At 69.8% G+C, this 21,151-nt stretch carries 17 protein-coding genes; 16 read left to right on the forward strand and 1 reads right to left on the reverse strand.

Going from position 1 to position 21,151, the window contains the following annotated elements; genetic code table 11:
- Positions 1–79: 79 nt before the first annotated feature.
- The 14 genes from HNO83_RS11550 to HNO83_RS11615 all read left to right on the forward strand — a co-directional run bounded on the left by HNO83_RS11550 (position 80) and on the right by HNO83_RS11615 (position 14,794).
- The gene (locus HNO83_RS11550) at positions 80–304 is read left to right on the forward strand and encodes a hypothetical protein (RefSeq protein ID WP_175337684.1); all 225 of its coding nucleotides are present in this window, start codon (positions 80–82) and stop codon (positions 302–304) included.
- 250 nt (positions 305–554) lie between these two features.
- On the forward strand, positions 555–2,213 hold the full coding sequence (locus HNO83_RS11555) for a GspE/PulE family protein (protein WP_175337685.1): 1,659 nt from the start codon (positions 555–557) through the stop codon (positions 2,211–2,213).
- A gap of 8 nt (positions 2,214–2,221) precedes the next feature.
- Positions 2,222–3,805, forward strand: a complete 1,584-nt coding sequence (locus HNO83_RS11560) for a type IV pilus twitching motility protein PilT (protein ID WP_283810091.1) — start codon at positions 2,222–2,224, stop codon at positions 3,803–3,805.
- Positions 3,805–5,031, forward strand: a complete 1,227-nt coding sequence (locus HNO83_RS11565) for a type II secretion system F family protein (protein ID WP_175337686.1) — start codon at positions 3,805–3,807, stop codon at positions 5,029–5,031. Before HNO83_RS11560 ends, HNO83_RS11565 begins: the two co-directional genes overlap by 1 nt.
- A 178-nt stretch (positions 5,032–5,209) precedes the next feature.
- Positions 5,210–5,662 carry a type II secretion system protein gene (locus HNO83_RS20605; protein WP_283810092.1) on the forward strand — a complete coding sequence of 151 codons (453 nt, stop codon included), beginning with the start codon at positions 5,210–5,212 and terminating at the stop codon, positions 5,660–5,662.
- 104 nt (positions 5,663–5,766) lie between these two features.
- Positions 5,767–7,155 (forward strand): type IV pilus modification PilV family protein, encoded by a 1,389-nt coding sequence (locus HNO83_RS11575; RefSeq protein ID WP_175337687.1) that lies wholly within the window; start codon positions 5,767–5,769, stop codon positions 7,153–7,155.
- A gap of 8 nt (positions 7,156–7,163) precedes the next feature.
- Entirely contained in the window at positions 7,164–7,889 is a 726-nt protein-coding gene (locus tag HNO83_RS11580) for a PilW family protein (protein ID WP_175337688.1), read from the forward strand.
- A complete protein-coding gene (locus HNO83_RS11585; RefSeq protein ID WP_349627160.1) occupies positions 7,886–9,643 on the forward strand; it encodes a hypothetical protein in 1,758 nt (585 codons plus the stop codon). Before HNO83_RS11580 ends, HNO83_RS11585 begins: the two co-directional genes overlap by 4 nt.
- Complete coding sequence (locus HNO83_RS11590; protein ID WP_175337689.1) at positions 9,640–10,491, forward strand: prepilin peptidase; 852 nt, start codon at positions 9,640–9,642, stop codon at positions 10,489–10,491. Before HNO83_RS11585 ends, HNO83_RS11590 begins: the two co-directional genes overlap by 4 nt.
- Before the next feature lie 21 nt (positions 10,492–10,512).
- Entirely contained in the window at positions 10,513–11,562 is a 1,050-nt protein-coding gene (pilM, locus tag HNO83_RS11595) for a type IV pilus assembly protein PilM (protein ID WP_175337690.1), read from the forward strand.
- Positions 11,559–12,272, forward strand: a complete 714-nt coding sequence (locus HNO83_RS11600) for a hypothetical protein (protein ID WP_175337691.1) — start codon at positions 11,559–11,561, stop codon at positions 12,270–12,272. The genes pilM and HNO83_RS11600 overlap by 4 nt, the downstream gene beginning before the upstream one ends.
- Positions 12,273–12,274: 2 nt before the next feature.
- Complete coding sequence (locus HNO83_RS11605) at positions 12,275–13,033, forward strand: hypothetical protein (RefSeq protein ID WP_175337692.1); 759 nt, start codon at positions 12,275–12,277, stop codon at positions 13,031–13,033.
- Between the two features lie 108 nt (positions 13,034–13,141).
- On the forward strand, positions 13,142–14,284 hold the full coding sequence (locus HNO83_RS11610) for a hypothetical protein (protein ID WP_175337693.1): 1,143 nt from the start codon (positions 13,142–13,144) through the stop codon (positions 14,282–14,284).
- Between the two features lie 15 nt (positions 14,285–14,299).
- Entirely contained in the window at positions 14,300–14,794 is a 495-nt protein-coding gene (locus HNO83_RS11615) for a DUF6121 family protein (RefSeq protein WP_175337694.1), read from the forward strand.
- A gap of 67 nt (positions 14,795–14,861) precedes the next feature.
- Here the strand turns inward: HNO83_RS11615 and HNO83_RS11620 are convergent, their stop codons facing one another.
- On the reverse strand, positions 14,862–19,376 hold the full coding sequence (locus tag HNO83_RS11620) for a type VII secretion EssC family protein (protein WP_175337695.1): 4,515 nt from the start codon (positions 19,374–19,376) through the stop codon (positions 14,862–14,864).
- 114 nt (positions 19,377–19,490) lie between these two features.
- On the opposite strand from HNO83_RS11620, the gene HNO83_RS11625 reads away from it, so the two are divergent.
- Both HNO83_RS11625 and HNO83_RS11630 read left to right on the forward strand, forming a co-directional pair.
- Positions 19,491–19,781, forward strand: coding sequence for a hypothetical protein (locus tag HNO83_RS11625; protein WP_175337696.1), 291 nt, complete (start codon positions 19,491–19,493; stop codon positions 19,779–19,781).
- A gap of 15 nt (positions 19,782–19,796) precedes the next feature.
- Entirely contained in the window at positions 19,797–21,146 is a 1,350-nt protein-coding gene (locus tag HNO83_RS11630; RefSeq protein WP_175337697.1) for a putative T7SS-secreted protein, read from the forward strand.
- Positions 21,147–21,151 lie beyond the last annotated feature (5 nt).

The raw sequence follows: 21,151 nt of genomic DNA on the forward strand, positions 1-21,151 counted from the left end.
TGCCGAATGAGCGCGATTCGTCACGAATAGCGCTCATTCGGCACGAATCGGTGCGGGCGCGATCTGGGAGGATGGGAGCATGTGGCGGCAGCTTCTGGAATACACGGACACGGTCGGCCGGGCGATGGTCGGTTTCGCGGCCGTGCTTCTGGTCGTGGCCGTCGTCAGCTTCGTCGTCGGCATCGTCCAGGCGTCCTCCGGGCACGGCGCCGCCACCCTCCCGTACTGGCTGACCACCATGGGGTCGGCCGTCGTCGCCGGCCTGCTGGTGTACCTGGCGAGCCGTCGCGGCAAGCTGCGCTGACCCGCACTACGCGGGCCGGCATTATCGCGCGTCGGCGCTCTGGCGGCTGAGGGCGGCCTCCCGGAGCATGGATGCATGTCCCGCGAGCGAGTGCCCCCCACCGGTGTGGCACCCTCTCGCGGGTCTGTCGGTGGTGCGAGGTCGCTGCATAGGGTGAGCACGCCCTGCCGACCGTGGAGTCTCGCCCCCGACCGGTCGGGTCTGCCGTTCACCCGACCCCGTCGGCAGCCGCTTTCCGTAGGAGGTCCCCGTGGCGTCCATGACCGAGATCCTGATCCTCCACGGCCACCTGCCGATCGAGTACCTCGACCGCGTGGCGACCGAGCCGACGGCGGATGAGGCCGTCGTGCGCGAACTGATATCGCGGGGCGCCATCACGTCCTCGCAGCTCGCCCGTGCCCGGGCCGCTCAGGCCGGCATCCCGTTCGTCGAGCTGGCCGACTACCCGGTCGACCGCTCCGCCGTCGCCGCCGTCCCCGGTGCCCTCTGCCGCAGGCACACCGTGCTCCCGATCGGCATCGCCGAGGGGATGATCGTGCTCGCCATGGCCGACCCCGGCAACGTCTTCGCGATCGACGACGTGCGCGCCGCGTCCCGGCTGAACGTGGCTGCGGCGGTCGCGGAGGAGGCTGACCTGCGCGCGGCGATCGACCGCTACATCCGCGCCGACGACGAGCTCAGCGACCTCACCTCGACCCTGGAGGAGGAGACGGCGGGCATCGAGGACACCGCCGTCGCGGAGTCGTCCGACGATGACGCTCCCATCGTGCGGTTCGTGAACCTGCTCGTCAGCCAGGCCATCCAGGACCACGCCTCCGACATCCACATCGAGCCGGCGGAGCACGACGTCCGTGTGCGGTACCGCATCGACGGAGTGCTGCACGCCATGCAGTCGGCGCCGAAGAGCATCCAGAACGGCGTCATCTCGCGGCTCAAGATCATGTCCGACATCGACATCGCCGAGCGTCGCAAACCGCAGGACGGCCGCATGTCGGTCGTGCACGGCGGCCGCCAGATCGACCTCCGCGTCGCCACGCTGCCGACGGTGTGGGGCGAGAAGGTCGTCATGCGCATCCTGGACAACACCAACACCGGGATGACGCTGGGCGACCTCAACCTGCTGGAGCGCAACTTCGAGACCTACCGCGCCTCGTACTCGAAGCCGTACGGCATGATCCTGGTCACCGGGCCGACCGGCTCGGGCAAGTCGACGACCCTCTACACCACCCTGAACGCCGTCGCGCGGCCCGAGATCAACGTCATCACGGTGGAGGACCCGGTCGAGTACCGGATGCCGGGCATCAACCAGGTGCAGGTGAACCCGAAGGCCGGCCTCACCTTCGCGAGCGCGCTCCGCAGCATCCTGCGCTCCGACCCCGACGTCGTGCTGCTGGGCGAGATCCGCGACCACGAGACCGCGCAGATCGCGATCGAGGCCTCGCTGACCGGCCACCTCGTGCTGTCGACCCTGCACACGAACGACGCCCCCAGCGCCGTCACCCGCCTCACCGAGATGGACATCGAGCCGTTCCTCGTCGGCTCGGCGCTGGACTGCGTGGTCGCCCAGCGCCTCGCCCGCCGCCTCTGCGACCGGTGCAAGCAGCCCGGTTCGTTCGCGGCCGACGACCTGCGCCGACTCCGCTTCCCCGTCGCGGACGAGGTGCCGACGATGTTCGTCCCCGTCGGCTGCCCCGCCTGCTCCAACACCGGCTACCGCGGCCGCATCGCCGTGCACGAGGTGATGGCCGTGACCGAGGACATCGAGCGCCTCGCCGTCGAGCGCGCCTCCAGTGCCGAGATCGGCCGTACCGCGCGGGAGCAGGGCATGCTGACGCTCCGCGAGGACGGCTGGGAGAAGGTCAAGCTCGGCCTGACATCCGTCGAAGAGATCCTGAGAGTGGTCGCCTAGGAGGGCACATGACGAACGACGAGAGCTGGGGAGGCTTCCCGCCGCCGACCGACAAGCCGGTCTACGAGATCCCGGTGACACCCCCTGGCGCGACCGCCGCGGGCTGGGCGCCGGGGGCGGGCGCCCCACTCGGCGCCCCGCCGGTGTGGTCGGCGCCGGCGGCGTCTGCGGCGCCTGCGGACGCGGCGCCGGCCGCGCCCGTCGTCCCCGAGCAGCAGGCTCCGCCTCAGCCCGCGTCCCCTGCAGCCCCCGCTCCCGCACCCGCCGCTGCCGCGCCGGTCTGGGACCTGTCCGATCACACCCCCGTCGCTCGGCTCGTGCCGGGCGGGCGGCGAGCGGCCCAGCTGCAGGAGGCCACCGTCGCGGCTGGAGCGGCGGAACCCCGCACGTTCGACGAGGACACGTCGACGCTCACGCCGGCGGAACGCGAAGCGCTCGACCGCGCCGACCCGGAGCTGGTGGCCGCGCTCCGCGAGGTGGTGCTGCAGAGGGCGTCCGACCTCCACGTCACGGTGGGCGCCCCGCCGATGGTCCGGATCGACGGCGCGCTCACGCCTGCCGTGGCCGGAGCGCCGTGGGGGACCGAGCGCACTCTGGAGGCCCTGATGAGTCTCCTCACGGACCGCCAGAAGGAACTCTTCCGGCGCGAACTCGAACTCGACTTCGCCTTCACGATCTCGGCCAACTCCCGCTTCCGTGTGAACCTGTATCAGCAGCGCGGTTCGGTCGGCGCGGCCTTCCGCCTCATCCCGACGGAGATCAAGCAGCTGCGCGAGCTCGGTGTCCCGGAGCAGATCGCGCGGTTCGCCACGCTCCCGCGCGGTCTCGTGCTCGTGACGGGTCCCACCGGTTCCGGCAAGTCGACCACCCTGGCGGCCCTCGTCGACCTCGTGAACTCGACCCGCGCCGACCACATCGTGACGGTCGAGGACCCGATCGAGTTCATGCACACCCACAAGAAGTCGATCGTCAACCAGCGCGAAGTCGGGCACGACACCCACAGCTTCAACAACGCGCTGAAGCACGTGCTGCGCCAGGACCCCGACGTCATCCTGATCGGAGAGCTCCGCGACCTGGAGACGATCTCCGTCGCGCTGACCGCCGCCGAGACCGGCCACCTGGTCTTCGCCACGCTGCACACGCAGGACGCCCCGCAGACCATCGACCGCGTCATCGACGTCTTCCCGCCCCACCAGCAGGGCCAGGTGCGCGCCCAGCTCGCCGCGACGCTGCAGGGCGTCGTCTGCCAGACGCTCGTCAAGCGGGCGTCGGGACGAGGCCGCGCCGTCGCCACCGAGGTGCTCATGATGACCCCGGCGATCGCGAACCTCATCCGCGAGGGCAAGACCTACCAGATCGCGTCGGCGATGCAGGCCGGGCGCGGGGACGGGATGCACACGATGGACCAGCACCTCGCCGACCTCGTCGACAGCGGCGTCATCACGCGCACCGCGGCGCTGGAGAAGGCGCACGACCTGGAAAGCATCAACCGCCTCATCCAGAGGGCCGACTCGCCAACGGACGCCTCAGCGGCAGCATTCGCCGCGAGTGAGCCCGACTTCGGCGACACCTTCTCGGGGCAGGTGCGCTGATGGCCGGAACGGGCACCTACGCCTATCGAGGCCGGGATGCGGAGGGCAAGGTCGTCAAGGGCCGCATCGATGCGCCCGGGGAGTCGGCCGTCGCGTCACGACTGCGCACGATGGGACTGTCGCCCATCTCCATCGAGGAGGCGCCGGAGGCGACAGGGCTCAATCGTGAGATCAACCTGGGATTCGGTTCCGGGGTCAAGCTCAAGGACCTCGCGATCATGAGCCGTCAGATGGCGACGATGATCGGTTCCGGTCTGTCCATCCTGCGCACGCTCAACATCGTCGCGGAGCAGACCGAGAACAAGAAGCTGGCCGGGATCATGGGACACGTCCGCGACGACGTCGAGTCCGGTATCGCGATCTCCGACGCGATGAGGAGGCACGGGGATGTCTTCCCGCCGCTCATGGTGAACATGATCCGTGCGGGCGAGACCGGCGGCTTCCTCGACGCCTCTCTCGAATCGGTAGCCGAGAACTTCGAGAAGGAGGTCAAGCTCCGCGGAACCATCAAGTCGGCGCTGACCTACCCCGTCATCGTGCTGGTGATGTCGCTGGTGGCGGTCGTCGCGATGCTGCTGTTCATCGTTCCCGTCTTCGAGAACATGTTCAAAGGCCTCGGCGGCCAGCTGCCGCTTCCGACCATGATCCTCGTCGAGATGTCGCACCAGATGGTGTGGGTCGCGCCCGTGTTGCTGATCGCGACGATCGTCGGCGCCATCTGGTGGTCGCGCAACAAGAACACGGAGAACGTGCGAAGACGCGTGGACCCGATCAAGCTGCGGGTGCCCGTCTTCGGCACGCTGCTGAAGAAGATCGCCGTCGCCCGGTTCAGCCGCAATTTCGCGAACATGATCGGCGCCGGCGTCCCGATCCTGCAGGCGCTGAAGATCGTGGGCGAGACCAGCGGGAACTGGGTGATCGAGAACGCCCTTGTGAAGGTCGCCGAGTCGGTGCGTCAGGGCGAGTCGATCGCGGGACCGCTGGCGGAGCAGCCGGTGTTCCCCTCGATGGTCGTGCAGATGATCGCGGTCGGCGAGGACTCCGGGTCGCTGGAGACCATGCTGAACAAGATCGCCGATTTCTACGACCAGGAGGTCGCGTCGGCGACCGAGCAGCTGACCGCCATGATCGAGCCGCTGATGATCGCCTTCCTCGGCGTTGTGATCGGCGGCATGGTGATCGCCCTCTACATGCCGATCTTCCAGATCTCCAGCCTGGTCAAGTGACCGGTAACACAGCCGCTGTCACTCATTCGGGGAATCCCCACAACTGGGGCGGATTATCACACTAATTGCCCCCATTTGTGGGATTCTCTCGGGAATTTCGCAACAAATACCATCCAAACAGCCGGACGGGGACTCGCACCGATCGGCGTCCGCATCTCCCGACCGATTGGAAACTGCAATGTACTTCCGCCTCATGGGCAAGCTCAACGCCCGCCGCAAGGGCCTGCTGGAGCAGGACGAGAAGGGCTTCACCCTGATCGAGCTCCTCGTGGTGGTCATCATCATCGGCATCCTGGCCGCGATCGCCATCCCGGTCTACCTGGGCATCCAGGACAGCGCGAAGGACTCCGGCACGAAGTCGGACCTCACCAACGCCAAGACCGCCATCGTCGCGTGGATGAACGACAACCCCGGCAAGGCCTACACGGACGCCGTCGTGGTCGTACCGACCGCCGCGCCGCCCACGGCCGACCAGTCGAAGTACGGCGCGACGTTCAGCGACAACACCACGTCGATCACACCGAACGCGACGGCGACCGGGTTCTGCCTCGAGGGCGTCAGCAAGAGCTCGGGCGCCAAGCACTTCAAGATCACGGACTCCGCCGGCGTCGCCGAAGGCACCTGTTCGTAAGCACTTCCACGAGAAGGGGTGCCGCATCGGCGGCGCCCCTTTCTCCTCGCAGGGGGTCTGCCCCGACCGACACCACCCCCAACACCCGACACGGGAGGTGAACAATGAAAGCTCTTTTCGACCGGCTCCGCACCGCGGAGTCCGGAGTCAGCCTGATCGAGGTGATCGTCGCGATGATGATCTTCGCCATCATCTCCGTCGGCGTCGCCTACTCGCTGCTTTCGGCGTTCACCATCACCGGCGACTCACGTGCCCGCGCCGTCGCCACCAACCTCGCCGCCCAGGAGGTCGACCTCGATCGATCGTCCGGGGACTTCTTCGGCCTCCAGTCCACCCCGGCGGGCAGCCCCAAACTGGTGCAGGTCCCCGCCGGGACCGGCGTCACCTACTCGATCGCCCGCACCGTCAGCCTCGTCTACAACAGCGGAAGCGATGTGAACTGCAACGCCTCCGCCCCCAGCTCGCTGCTCTACAAGCGCATCCACATCGCCGTCTCCTGGCCGAAGATGATCGGGCAGGCCGTCGTGGCCGACACCGTGATCGCGCCGTCGACCAAGATCAGCGTCGACACCCTCGGAACGATCCTGGTGTCCACCCGCTCGTCCGGTGGAACCCCCGTCTCCGGTGTGGGCGTCGCCGTCTCGCCGGATCCTGGCTCGGTTCCGTCCGCGACCGACTCCATGGGGTGCAGCTACGTGCTGAAGGTCCCACCGGGGACCTACACCGTGACCGTCTCGAAGTCGAACTTCCTCGACCCCTTCCAGAACGCGGCGCCGTCCACCACGGTCACGGTCAAAGCGGGTCAGAGCGCATCCGCCGGTTTCACCTACGACCAGTACGGCACGGCGAGCTGGAGCTACCCCTCCGGCGGCACGGCCAAGCCGACCAACCTCGCTGTCAGCGCTCTCAGCACCTACGGCGTCTACAGGACCGCGGCCAGCTCGCCCGGCTCGGCCACTCTGTTCCCCTCGACCGAGTACACCATCGTCGCCGGAGCCTACTCGGCGAAGACGGACTCCAGCACCGGCTGCCTCTCGCCGAACCCGGCGGACTGGGGAACGACACCGGCCGGCGGCGGCAAGCAGCTGGTCCCCGTTGCGGCGCCCACGGCAGCCTTCGCACCGGGCGGCTCGGCCAGCATCGGGACCCTCCCTCTCAAGACCGTGACGATCACGAATGTGAGCGGGACCAGCGCCAACCTCTATCTGCGAGCCACGAGCGCAGCATCGTGGGTCGCGGGCGACCCGGGCTGCTTCGGAACCGGACTCACGCAGACGGTCGACTTCAGCGGTGCTCTGCTGGGGAAGTCCGCGGGGAGCAAGGTGACCATCCAGCTCCCGTTCGGAGCGTGGAAGCTCACCTACGGAACGACCTCGACTCCGGTCACCGCGGTCCCGGCGACCTGGATCTCGGCCCCGACGGGAGTCACCGGGATCACGGTCGGAACGGCGGGCACCGGCACGGTCACCCTCGATCCCCGGGTGGTGCAGTGATGGCCCCCGTGACCGCCCTGCAGCGTCTGCGCGAGGAGCAGGCGGGCATCAGCCTCGTCGAGTGGCTCGTGGCCATGTTCGTCTTCGGCATCGTCATCACCCTCATCGCCAACCTCTACGTCAGCACGAACCGGGCGATGGATACCGCACAGAACACGAACCAGAACACGCGCTCGGCCTCCAACGCCATGAACGAGATGGCCAGGATGCTGCGGGCAGGAACCGACAACCCCGTCGCGAGTACCGGGTTCGGTGCGCCACCGCCGAACAACCCGGCGTTCGTCTACGCCCGCAACGAGTCGGTGCTGTTCTACGCGTTCGTCAACCTGACGGGGACGGCGCAGCAGCCCATCCAGGTCCGGCTGCGTGTCGATGCCGCGTCGCGACGCCTGCTGGAGGACATCTGGCCGGCGACCGATCTCGGCAACGGCTACTGGTCCTTCCCGGCGGAGACGACGCTTCCCCAGCGCACGCGCACCCTCGCCGACGTCATCGCGCCGAAGACGGCGACGACGCCCTGGACCTTCACCTACCTCGACGCGACGAACACCCCGATCGCCACCGGGGCGGGGACGACGGGGGGAGTCGCCAACGTGCCTGCGACGCTCGCGTCGATCGCCGCGGTCCAGCTGACCGTCACCGTGCTCTCGCGGCTCGGTGTGACGGACCACTCGGTGACTCTGCAGAACACCGTCGGGCTCCCCAACCTCGGCCTGGACAGGACCATCTCGTGATCGCCATCGTGACGCGCCGGCTCCGCGCTGTAAGGGAGAGCCGCTCCCGCGGGATGGCGCTCGTGACCGTGGTGATCTTCGGCACCGTCCTGGTGATGCTGGTCGCGACGGCCGCGGCGTTCGCAAGCAGCGGCGCGGTGAAGTCGCGCACCGACGACGACTGGAACGGCGCGATGGCTGCGGCCTACGCCGGCCTGGAGGACTACAAGGCCCGGCTGGCCAACGACACGACGTACGTCCAGTACCGCAACCCGGCCTCGACCTTCAGCGCCGCCGGCTCCGGGACCCTCCCGCCGACCACCAACCCCGCCTTCGGCCTCGGAACGGGCAGCAACAGCTGGGCGCAGGTGCCCGGCGACTCGGGCTCCCCGTCTCGCGCGTACTTCCGGTACGAGGTCGACAATTCCCAGTACGCCAGCTCGGGCATCGTGCGTCTGCGGTCGACGGGAAAGGTCGGCTCGGAGGTGCGCTCCATCGTGGTCAACGTGAAGCAGACAGGATTCATCGACTTCCTCTACTTCACCGACTTCGAGGTCAAGGACCCGGCGCAGTCGAAGGCCAGCTGTGCGACCTCGAGCGGCAAGCCGAATTACGCGTGGTTCTACTCGACCAACACCCACGACAGCAACTGCACGGAGATCCAGTTCGGGCCGAACGACGTGATCAACGGGCCCCTGCACTCCAACGACACCCTGCTCATCTGCGGCTCGACCTTCAACGGAAAGGTGACGACGGCGAACACGAAGTCGCCGTACTACAAGAAGGCGTCGGGATGCTCCAACCCGACGTTCAAGCAGGGCGTCCCCACGCCCGATTCGTCGATCGGGATGCCGCAGACGAACCTGCAGATGAAGACCGAGACGCGCACCGACCTCCCGGACTCGGTCAAGCGGCCGGGATGCCTCTACACCGGTCCGACGGTGATCACCTTCACCGGCGACGGGAAGATGAACGTCAAATCGCCGTTCACCAAGCTGACGCAGGTCGTCGGCGATCCGGCGACCGGCGGCACCGCCGCGCCCATGTGCGGCGCGGTCGGGACCGGTGCCAACCAGCTCGGTTCGACCGGGGGAGCGACCATCGACGTCATCCCGCAGAACCTCATCTACGTCCAGAACGTCCCCGGTTCCGACGACAAGAACTACACGGCCTCCGGGACGTGGCCGGCGAACTTCACCTGCAACACCTCCGGCAACGGCTGGACCTTCGGCGGCACGGCGTACCCCATGACGGGAGAGACGGTGCCGAGCGCCAACCCGGCCCACTACGGGTGCCGGAACGGCGACGTCTTCGTCCAGGGGACGGTGCACGGCCAGGTGACCGTCGCGGCCCAGAACTACGTCTACATCACCGGGAACCTCACCTATCAGGACAACACGAAGGACATGCTCGGTCTGGTCGGGAACAACGCCGTATGGGTGTGGAACCCGTTCAAGGACTCCTCGACGCCTCTGCTCGGAACCGACCGCACCATCTATGCGGCCATCCTCTCCGTCGGGCACACCTTCATGGTGCAGAACTACGACATCGGGCCGGCCCGCGGCAGCCTCAACATCTACGGGGCGATCGCCCAGGAGTACCGCGGAACCGTGGGAACTGCAGCCGGCAACGGATACATCAAGAACTACAACTACGACCCGCGTTTCAAGTACACCGCGCCGCCCAAGTTCCTGTCTCCCGTCTCGACGACCTACGGCGTGAGCACCCTGGTCGAGGTCCCGAAGGCATTCAAACCCGACGGGAGCGCAGGATGATCTGGTCACAGGACAGCGCGGTGCTCTGGTCCCTCCTCGTGCTGGGCGGAGTGGTCGGCCTGGCGGTGGGTTCCTTCCTCAATGTGGTGGTCTACCGGTTGCCCGCCGGCGGCTCCCTGGTCGCACCGGCGAGCTCATGCCCCGACTGCGGGGCCGCCATCCGGTCGTACGACAACATCCCGGTGCTCTCCTGGCTCCTCCTCCGAGGACGGTGTCGCGACTGCCGTCGGCCCATCAGCGCGCGTTACCCGGCTGTCGAGGCACTGACCGCGATCCTCTTCGTCGTCGTCGCCGTGGTGTTCGTTCCTCCTATCGTCGGCTCGCACTCCGTCGTCGGCTCCATCGCGGGCGTGCTCGGCCTCCTCGCGTTCCTCTACCTCGCCGCCATCAGCGTGACGCTGGCCCTCATCGACATCGACACGAGGACCCTGCCCAACGCCATCGTCCTCCCGTCGTATCCGGTCGCCTCGATTCTGCTCGGGGGTGCACTGGTGCTCCGCGGCGACCTCGACCACCTCATCTCGGCCGCGGTCGGAGGGGCAGCGCTCTTCGCCTTCTACCTGGTCCTCGCGCTGGTGCGACCGGACGGGATGGGGTACGGCGACGTCAAGCTCGCCGGTGTTCTGGGGCTCTACCTCGGTGCGCTCGGGTGGCCGCAGCTGGCCATCGGTGCGTTCGCCGCATTCGTGCTCGGCGGGCTGTTCGGCGTCGTGCTGTTGATCACCCGCAGGGCCACGCGCTCCAGCGGGATACCGTTCGGGCCCTGGATGCTCGCCGGCGCGTGGCTCGGGATCCTGTTCGGCGGCCCCCTGTGGTCCGGCTATCTCGCACTGATCGGTCTCGGCTGAGCGCCGGGAGAAGGAGGAATGATGGCGACGAGCATCGTGGGCGTCGATATCGGCAACGGGGTACTCCGTGCGGTGGAGGTGGCGGACGCGGCCAAGCCCCGGCCGACGCTCCTCCGGCACGCGGAGGTCGCGCTGCCGGAGGGGGCGGCCAGCCGCGGCGAGGTCCTCGAACCCAACACCGTCGCAGCCGCGCTGCGCCAGCTGTGGAGCATCGGCGGCTTCAAGTCCAAGAACGTGATCCTCGGGATGGGGAACCAGCGGGTCCTCGCTCGTGACCTCTCGATGCCGGCGATGTCACTGGAGCGCATCAAGGAGTCGCTTCCCTTCCACGTCCAGGACATGCTTCCGGTGCCGGTCGCCGAGGCCCTGCTCGACTTCTATCCGGTGTCCCACGGCCAGGGCGAGTCGGGTCCCGTCGTGAACGGTCTCCTGGTGGCCGCCGTCAAGGACGCGGTGCTCGCCAATGTGCGCGCCGCCGAGCTGGCCGGCCTCACCCCCGTCGACGTCGATCTGATCCCGTTCGCACTCAACCGGGTGCTGGTCACCCGCCCGCGGCTGGCCGGCAGTATCGCGCTGATCCAGATCGGGAGCAGCACGACGACGGTGGTGATCTCGGTGGACGGCGTCCCGCACTTCGTCCGGATCATCCCGACCGGAGGTGCCGACCTGACCGAAGCCCTGTACGGGGGATTGGAGATCGCGCCCCACGAGGCGGAGGCGATCAAGCGCTCCCTCGGCCTCGCGACGCAGGTCTCCGGTCCGGACGAGCAGCGGGCGGTGGAGATCATCTACCTGCACGCGAACGAACTCCTCACCAGCCTGCGCAACACGGTCAACTATTTCGTCAACACGCGCGCGGACGCCCGCATCGACGGCGTGGTGCTGACGGGCGGCGGCGCCTCCCTCCGAGGGCTGCCCGACGCCCTGGCGGAGATGACGCGGCTTCCGGTCACGACAGGCGATCCCTTCCTCGGTCTCGGCCTCTCGCGTTCCCTCGACGCCGACGAACTGCGGGCGAAGCGATCCAGCCTCGCCGTCGCGCTCGGATTGACGATGGGACGGGCGGCATGATCGGCAAGAAGAAGCAGAAGGCCGCGGAGACGGCTCCCGAGGAGACCGCCCGGGCGATGACGGCAGAGCGCATCGTGGTCGGCTTCGAGCCCCGCGTCTCCCTCATCCCGCCGGAGGTCGTGGCGGGTCGGCGGGCCAAAGCGATGCGGCGCTCGCTCCTGTGGGGAGTGCTCGGCGTCGTCGCCGTCACCATCGCCGGAATCGGTGGCACGGCCGCGCTGGGACTGCAGGCGCAGCTCGGGCTGGCCTCCGCTCAAGCGCAGACGACGGAGCTGCTCGCGGAACAGCACACGTTCATCGAGGTGAGGAAGGTGCAGGACCAGGTGGCCCTCACCCAGGCGGCCCAGCAGGTCGGCGCCTCGACGGAGATCGATTGGAAGGACTACCTCCAGAAGGTCCAGGCGACCCTTCCCGCCGACGCGACCATGACGTCGGTCACGGTCGATTCCGCGACGCCGCTCGCGACCTACGAGCAGCCCACGGCGCCCCTGCAGGGAGCGCGCGTCGCGACCCTCACGTTCCAGGCGACGAGCCCGGTGCTCCCGGTCGTGCCCGCGTGGCTCACCTCGCTCGCCACGCTGCCCGGATTCGCCGACGCGACGCCGGGGTCGGTGACCCTGGACGAGACCACGAAGCTCTATACGGTCACCATCACGATGCACATCAACGACGCGGCGTACGACAAGCGCTTCGATCCGAAGGGGAAGTGATCATGGACAGGAACCGGCTCTGGGTGATCGGCAGCGTTCTCGTCATGGCCCTGATCCTCACGGGAGGCTGGGTGGTGGGCATCCAGCCTCAGCTCGGCGCGATCGCCGACGCGGATGTTCAGAGGGCTGCCGTCGATCAGACGAACGCGCGCAACCTCCGGGTGCTCGAGCAGCTCAAGAAGGACTCCGCCGATCTGCCGAAGCTCAAGTCCAGACTCGCCGAACTCGCCGCGTCGGTTCCGGACGGGTCCAGCATCCCCACCTTCACCGACCAGTTGAACGCGCTCTACACCAGCAGTCACGTCATCTGCGTCGACCAGGCCTTCGCGGACGCGGTGGCATATAAGCCGGTCGTCCCGGCCGCCGCGGCCCCCGCCGCTCCCTCCGGGTCGTCGACCCCGGCGCCGACGGCCACTCCGACGCCGACGCCCGCTGTGCCGACGGCCGCGCCGGCGGGCGTCCCGCCGGTCGCGAACGCCCTCATCACCTCCCAGAACTTCGCCGCTCAGCCCGTGACGATCACCGTCCGCGGTCAGTACGCCGACATCCTGAACTTCGTGAACGGCCTGCAGACCGGGCCGCGGCTGTTCCTGGTGACGGCTCTCAGCACCGCGCCGACGACGGGGACGGACGCGGCGCCCGGGTCGCTCGACGGCAAGATCGCCGGCTACATCTATTCGCTGACCGCACCCGCGGCTGCGTCGGTCTCCGGCACGGGAGCGCCATCGAGCAGCGGCTCGACTGCAGAGGCCTCCAAATGAACGCCCGGACGAGCTGAGACCCCCAGCGGTACGCCTCCCTGGACACCGGCCGTCCCGTTGCTACAGTGGGCGACGACGGGACCCGCCGGGTCCATGGAGGTGCCACTGATGAGCGACACGCCGGATTCCGCGCCGAAGCGGTCGACGTACGAGCCCGGACCGGAGTCCGAGCAGCCTGCCGCCGAGCAGGTCGCTCCGGCGACGGCCCCCGCCGAGTCGGCGGCCGCCGAGCCGGCCACGGACACCGGCGCGCAGACCGTCGAGCCGCCGTCGAACCCTGTCTCCGCCCGCGGCCACGTGAACCGGCCGGCCGAGGACGGCGAGCCGCAGGCCGCGCCCGCTGCTCCCGCCGAGCCGGCTCGTCCCGCCGCCATCGCCGAGCCGGAGCCGGTCACGGCCAGCGACGACGAGGTGGCCGCCGCGATCGCCCGCAACAGTGCGCAGCCGGGGGCGACCGCCGCCGGTGACGCCACGGTCGACACCGCCTCCCCGGTCGAGTCGGCCACGCCGGTGATCGTCGCCGCGGAGGCCGCGAACGTCCGCCAGGCGGACACCGCCGGTGTCCCGGACACCGCCACCGCCGCCTACGGCACCGCCCCGGCGGCCGCCGCCACCGCCGCCGTGACCGCCGCGGCCCCCGCGCCCCAGCCGGTCGCCCCCATCTACCTGCAGCGCCCCGAGCCGCCGAAGAAGAAGAGCAACCGCGGCGTCGGCATCCTGATTGCCCTCGTCGGCACGGTGGCCTTCGCCGTGCTGTGGGTCGCCGCCGTGCTCGTCGTCGGCTCGCTGCTGACGCCGAGCAACGAGTTCGGTCCGGCGCTCCGCGAGTTCTTCACCGGCGGCAACGCGGTCGGGCTTCGCGGCTGGGCGCCCGTGCTGGCGTTCTTCATCGGGATGGTCGTCCTCGTCCAGATCCTGAACCGCGCCCGCTGGTGGGCCTACATCCTCGGCGGGCTGTTCGTGGCCGTGTTCGTGTACTTCGTCTACATCGGCGCGAGCCTGATCGAGGGGCAGTACTGGCTGCGCACGCCCAACGAGTTCGCGATCCTGCTGCGCGCCACCTGGGTGAACCCGTTCGCGGTGCTCGCCGGCGTGATCGCCCGCGAGATCTCGATCTGGACGGGCGCCTGGCTCGCGGCTCGCGGCCGCAAGCTGAAGGCCCGCAACGCGGAGGCGCAGGCGGACTACGAGCAGCAGCTCGCCGACGCCCAGAACCAGGCCGTCACCGCTTACGCGCAGCAGGGCTACTGAGCGGCGGTCCGCCGCATGCGTGACGACCGGACGTACGCCACCGTCATCGCGTTCTTCGCGGCGGGGCTCTACCTGGCGCTGATCGTCGCCGCGTTCGGGCTGGTCTCGCTCGCGACCGACACGGAGGTGGTGGCGGACCCTGCCATGGGTCCACTTGTCGGGCCGGTCATGGTCGGCGCGGCCACCCTGATGCTGCTCGTCTTCCTCATCGTGCTCGGGACGCGGGTCCCCGCGGACCGGCAGCGCGTCTCCCCGGGCGTCGCCCTCGGTGTCGGCGTCGCCTGCTACGCCGTCTACGCGGCGGCGGGAGCCGTCGCCGGCTCCCTGGCCGACCCGGGCGGCCCGCTGCGCTACGTCCTGTTCGCGTTCGCGCAGCTCGGCGGCTGGCCCGCGATCACGGCGGGGATCGCCGCGTTCGTCGTCACGCTGCTCTTCCAGCTGGTGCTGGTCGGCCGCTTCCGCCAACGCGGGCGCCCGCGCTGGCCGTGGGAGCGCGACGACGACGAGTAGCCCGACTGCGGCCTGACGGAACGTCTGTGGGTGCGCGCGCGGCCGCAGACGTTCCGAACGGCAGCAGTCAGACCCGCACGCGGGTGGGGAGGGACGCGTCCACCAGCGGCACCTGCACGCGAGTGAACCCGCCCTTCTGGATGAGGACGCCGCGGCCGGGAGGGAACTCGGACCGGTTCAGCCGGGGCAGCGGGGTCTTCAGCAGCAGGTCGCCCTCGATCGAATCCGGCTGCAGCAGCAGGCCGCGGCGGCCGTTCTTCACCTCGCCGAGCAGCGGCCACGACGTGCCCCACGCGCTCGTCTCCGCCTCGGCGACGAGCAGGTGGTCGCTGCGGCGCACCGCACGCACGAGCTCCACGATGGGGGAGTCGGCGGGGGTCTGCAGGAAGTCCCCGATGCTCTCCACGAACACCGCGATCCGGCCCTCGGTGTCCGGGTCGGCGATGGCGGCGGTCAGGTCCTTGGCGAGCTCGGCGGCGTCGGCGGGCGTCAGCGCGCGGTCGGTCCACAGTCCGGAGCCGGCGAGCGGCGAGCGGGCCGACCCGACGTAGTAGAGGCGCGTCTCGGCGTCGAACCGGGCGACGGCGTCGGCGATCGCCGCGAGGGCCGTGGTCCGGCCGCTCGCGGGCGGACCGGCGAGCAGCAGCGTGCCGGTCGGGTCGAAGCCCTGCGGCCCGAGGTCGCTGTCCCCGATGCCGAGCACCGGCTTCCCGCCGATGCTGTCGGGCAGCGACGCCGGGTCCAGCTCCTTCGGCATGGAGCCGACGACCGGCGCGTGCGGGATGCCGGCGCGCTCCATCGCCTCGGCGAGCCGGCGGATCGCCTCCGACTGGTCGGCGACGGCGCGCGAGCCGCCCAGCACCGCGACCTGCGTCTCGTAGCCGTCGACGATGGCGCGGCCGGGCGGGGAGGCGGGCGAGAGGATGTCGCTCGGCACGTCGAGCATCCCGTACCCGTCGTCGGCGAGGCGCAGCACGACTCGGCGCTGCACGAGCGACCCGATCGCGGTCGGCACCGCGCCCGCGCGGTCGCCGGTGAGGGCGACGTGCATGCCGAGGCGGCGGCCGTCGGCGAGGAGGTCGCGGAACACGTCGTACCACTGCGACCGCCCGGCCGGGATCTCGAAGTCCTCGCGGAAGCTGGGGAACCCGTCGACGAGCAGCAGGATGCGCGGCTCGTCGAGCCGCCCGGTCAGCGACCGGTACTCGGTGATGTTCGACGCGTTCGCCTCGGCGAAGCGCGGGCCGCGGTCCTCCAGCGTCTCCTTGAGCATCCGGAAGAGGCGGATGATCCGCTCCGGGTCGTCGCCCGGGATGATCGAGCCGACGTGCGGCAGCTTCTCCAGCATCCGGAGGCTGCCCGCGCCGAAGTCGAGTCCGTAGACGTGCACGGGGCCGCCGCGCGGGGTGATCGCCGCGGCCGAGGCGAGCGTGCGCAGCACGGTCGACTTGCCCGAACCGCCGGTGCCGTAGACGGCCAGGTTGCCGTCGACGTCCGGCTGGAAGTACACGGGCCGCTGCTCCTGGCGGTCCGGGATGTCGGAGACTCCGAGCAGCAGTTCGGCGTCGGTGCGCTGCCGCAGCAGCCCGAGGTCGTAGGCGGTGGCCAGCTCGTCGAGCCACGGCCGGCGCGGCGCGGGGATGTGCGCGGCCGTCTGGGCGCGGACGATGGACGCGACCAGCCGCTGCTGGTCGGTCGGCCCGAGGTCGCGCTCCGGCTCCTCGGCCGGGCGCTCCTCCTCCCAGCGCACCTCGCCGCCGAACCGCAGCTCGGCGATCTCGACGCCCGCGCGCTCCGGCTCGCGCGTGGTCCAGCCGCCGGCGTAGGCCGACTGGAACCGGACCAGGCGGGCTGGCCCGGTCTTCGCCATCCCGCGTCCGGGGATGGACGGGTCGAAGTGCGCCGCGTCGGACACCCCGACGACGTCCTGGCTGTCCGACTCGTCGGCCATCCGCAGAGCGATGCGCAGGTTGGTGTTGGCGCGCAGGTTGTCCTTGATCACGCCGGCCGGGCGCTGGGTGGCCATGATCAGGTGGATGCCGAGAGAGCGTCCGCGCTGCGCGATGTCGACCACGCCGTCCACGAACTCGGGCACCTCGCCGACGAGCGCCGCGAACTCGTCGATCACGAGCACCAGGGCGGGCGGGCTGTCCGGGTCGCCGCGCTTCTCCAGCTCCAGCAGGTCCTTCGCCTTCTTGCGGTTGAGCAGGTGCTCCCGGTGGTGCAGCTCGGCTCGGAGGCTGGTGAGCGCCCGGCGGACGAGGTGCGGACTGAGGTCGGTCACCAGGCCCACGCAGTGCGGGAGGCTGACGCAGTCCGCGAAGGCCGAACCGCCCTTGTAGTCCACGAACAGGAAGGTGACCCGGTCGGGGCTGTACTCCGCCGCCATCCCGAGCACCCACGCCTGCAGGAACTCGCTCTTTCCCGCGCCGGTGGTGCCGCCGACGAGCGCGTGCGGGCCCTGGGTGCGCAGGTCGAGGTGCATGGCGTCGACGCCGGCGGAGCCGATGGTCGCGCGCAGCGTGCCCGGACGCCGCCGTGCGGGCTTAGCGCCCGGCGTGCGGTCGTGGATGGACGCGTTCTGCCGCCAGCGGTCGACGACGGCGCTCGAAGTCTCGGCCAGTTCGTGCCCGAGCAGGGTGACGAGCGACACGGAGCGGGGCAGGTCGCTCGCGTCGGCGACGAGCGCTCCGGCGTCGATGACCGGCGCCATCCGCTTCGCGTAGTCGAGGGCGGTGGCCGCCGAGACGGGCTCGGTGACGACGTCCTCCACCGTCTCGCCGATCCGCACGAACCCGGCGCGGGCGCGGTGCGGCTGGTCGGTGTGCTGCAGGAAGGTGCGGCACACGGCGGGGAGCCGGTGCACGTCCTCCGAGATCCAGACCGGGAAGACGCCGGCATCCGCGGCCGCCTCGGCCAGCTGCACCAGGCGGGCGCGGTCGACGGCGACGTCGTCGGAGATGATGACGACGACCGCAGGCACGGGCGAGGGGGTGCCGTCGGTGGTCTGCGAGCGGCCGACGTCGGCACCGCGCTCCAGGGCGGCGCGCTCCTGCTCCATCGCGCCGCGGCGCTGCGGGCCGCCCTTCGCGGCCGCGAGCCGCTCCTCCACGAGCCCCTCCAGCGCACTGAGCACGCCTGCGGCGCTCGAGGCGGAGTCGGCCAGGTGGCCGCCGGGCAGTGGGCTGTGCGGCGAGGAGGTGTGCGGCATCCACTTGAGCCAGGTGAGCTCGCGCGACCAGCGCGGCGACACCAGCGCGGCGACGGCCAGTTCAGCGGGGGAGTGCAGGGAGGTCAGCTGCACCAGAACGGAGTTCACGGAGCCGGCGATGAGGTCGGGAGGACCGGCGATGCCCAGCGCGCCCGACTCGTACAGGTTGTCGAGCACCGGGACGTCGTCGACGCGCTCGTTCTCGGCGATCACGGCGTCCAGCCGTTCCTGGAACTCCACGATCAGTTCGCCGCGGTCGGTCGTCTGGACGGTGTTGCGCGAGCGCATCGACCCGCGGCCGAGCTGCAGGTTGAGGAACGACCAGTGCTCCGGCCGCCTGGTCCACAGCAGCTGACCGCGCCGCACGGCCTCGGAGAGCGCGTCGGCGGTGGTCGGGGTCTCGGCCTGGCGCAGTTCGACCTCGGTGCGGCGCTCCTCCTGCAGCTTTGTGGAGAGCGCCTCCAGGCGCTGCTCGAACACCGCGATCTGCTTCTTCAGCTTGCGCTTCCCGCGCGTACGGCCGGTGATGTAGTTGCCGATGAGCATGACCGGCGACAGCAGCACGAACAGCAGCGTCGTGGGCTGGTGGGTGAGCGCGAACATCGCGCCGCCGAGCAACAGCGGGGTGATCATCGCCAGCAGCGGGAAGGGCGGGTCGTCCTTCTCGCCCGGCACGTCGGGGGCCTGGAACACCTGGCCGGCGTAGCGCCGCTCGACCCGGGGCGAACGGTTGAAGAACACCGGGCCGGAGGTCGGGGTCGCGGCGGGCAGCTCCGACGCGGCCTTCACCTCCAGCTCCACCTCCGTCTCGCCGATCAGCAGCGTCTCCGAGCGCCGCACGGTGAACCGCGTGACGAGGCCGCCGTCGACCATGACGCCGTTCGCCGAGCCGAGGTCGACGACCTCCACGCCGTCGGCCGCCTCGAACCGCACGTGGCGCTTCGAGATCAGGGGATCCTGCAGCACGATGTCGCAGGTCTCGTCGCGGCCCAGCACCGTGCTTCCGGCGCGCAGCGGGAACTCGGTGCCCGCCTGCGGGCCGGAGAGCACCCGCAGCGTCGCGACCACCGGCACGTCGCCGAGCTCGGGGGAGGCGTAGTGGAGGCCGGCGTCGGCGAGGGCGACCGTCGCACCGCTGCCGATCCATGCCTCGCCGACGGGGGCGTCGGGCGGCAGCACGAGCGGCTCGGCCTGTCCCGGCAGCTGCGCCCGCAGGGTCAGCGCGCCGGGCGCGGCGATCGGTCCGGTGCGCCGCGGGTCGATGCGGGCGATCGTCGCCGCGACCTCGGAGATGCTGGCGGCGGCGTCCGCGGTGACGACGATGTCATCGCTCGTGCCGGACGGGCGGGCGAGAGTCAGTTTCAGTCGCACCTCTGCACCATACCCAGAACAGCCGATTCCGGTGGATGGGGACCCCTCCCCATCGATTCCCCGCTGGCCCACAGGTACGTTTGCTTTCGGCAGGATGACCGAAGGGGAGGAACCGTGGCCGATCTCGTACTCAAGCTCGACGAGCTGGTGCAGCTGCGCGACGATCTCGACGCCGTGGTGCGCGAGTTCCAGAACGCCGACGACTTCAGCGACTCGGTCGCCGAGGCGACGGGCCACGATGATCTGCACGACCACGTCCGGGACTTCGCGCACAAGTGGAACGAGAAGCGCAAGGACATGACCGAGAACGTGAAGAACGTGCAGCAGGTCATCGCCGCCGTCGCCGACAACTTCGTCAAGGTGGACGGCGACCTCGCCAAAGCCCTCGATGAGAAGAAGAAGTAGGGGAGCGCAGGAGAAGTGAGCGACCGCGAATTCCAGCCGCTGACCGGCGACCCCGGAGTGCTCGAGGCCAAGGCCCAGCACTACAAGTCGATCGGCGAGGCCATCCAGCGCTCCGTCAAGGAGCTCAACAAGATCCACGACGTCGAGGGCTACAAGTCGCAGGCCGTGTCGAAGCTCAAGGAGATGTCGAAGGACACCGCCGACGACATCGACAAGGCCAAGGACCGCTACACCACGACCGCCGACGCGCTGCTCGCCTACGCGAAGGAGCTGCGCGGCGCGCAGGACGACGCCACCGCCGCGATCACGCAGATCACCGAGAAGCAGGAGGCCGCGGACGCGGCCCACCACGCGGCGACCACCGCGCACACCGACGCGCAGAAGGCCAAGCCGGAGGACGCGAGCACCGCGGGAAAGGCGGCCGACAAGGCCGACGACCACGCCCGCGCGGCGAACGCGGCCCTGCAGGCCGCCCACCAGGCCTGGTACGACGCCCGCGACCGCAAGAACCGCGCCGCAGAGAAGGCCGTGAGCGCGATCGTGGACGTGGTCGACCACCACAACAACGGCCTCAAGAACCCGAGCTGGTGGGACAAGGTGGTGGATGTCATCGGCACGATCGGCGACATCGCCGGCGTGCTCGCCATCTTCCTGGCGTGGGTGCCCATCCTCGGCCAGGTGCTCGTCGTGATCGCGCTGGTCGCCTCCATCGTCAAGCTGGTGGATGCGGTCGTGAAGTTCGCCAACGGGGAGGGGAGCTTCCTCTCGGTGCTCGGCGCCGCCGTCACCGTCGTGCTCAGCATCTTCGGCGGACGGATCTTCTCGTTCCTCGGCAAGGCGGCCCGCATCAAGGCGCTTGCCCGCGCGCCGAGGCTCGTCGGCGGCGTCCGCACCAGCCCGAACTCCATCCTGAAGATGCAGATGGGCAAGCGCGCCATGAAGCTGGCGACGAAGAACCTGTTCAAGAACCCGGCCAAGGACCTGAACGTCTGGAAGAGCGCAGGCGAGTCGGCCGCGGCGCAGCGCGAGGCGTACAAGGCACTGGTCACCGACGGCGCCGACAAGGCGAAGGCCATGCGTGCGCTCCTGGGCATCGACCAGAACGTGGTGAAGGCGGTCTCGCACGACCTCAGCGCGAAGGAGTTCAACCCGCTGACCGCGGTCGCCGCGTATCACCAGGGCTCTGCGCTGGTGAACAAGGGCATCGACCTCGTCAACGTGCCGGGTAAGGTCGATTCGATCGTCAACAAGTTCGACGGCGGACCGAACCATACCGACCTTCCTCAGATCAAGAACATCGATCTGCAGAAGTGGGCCACCGACGGCGCCGACAAGGTCGCGCCGATCTATCTGCCGTCGAAGTGAGGGGA

Origin of the sequence: Leifsonia sp. C5G2 (assembly GCF_013359685.1) — a bacterium.
GTDB lineage: Bacteria > Actinomycetota > Actinomycetes > Actinomycetales > Microbacteriaceae > Leifsonia.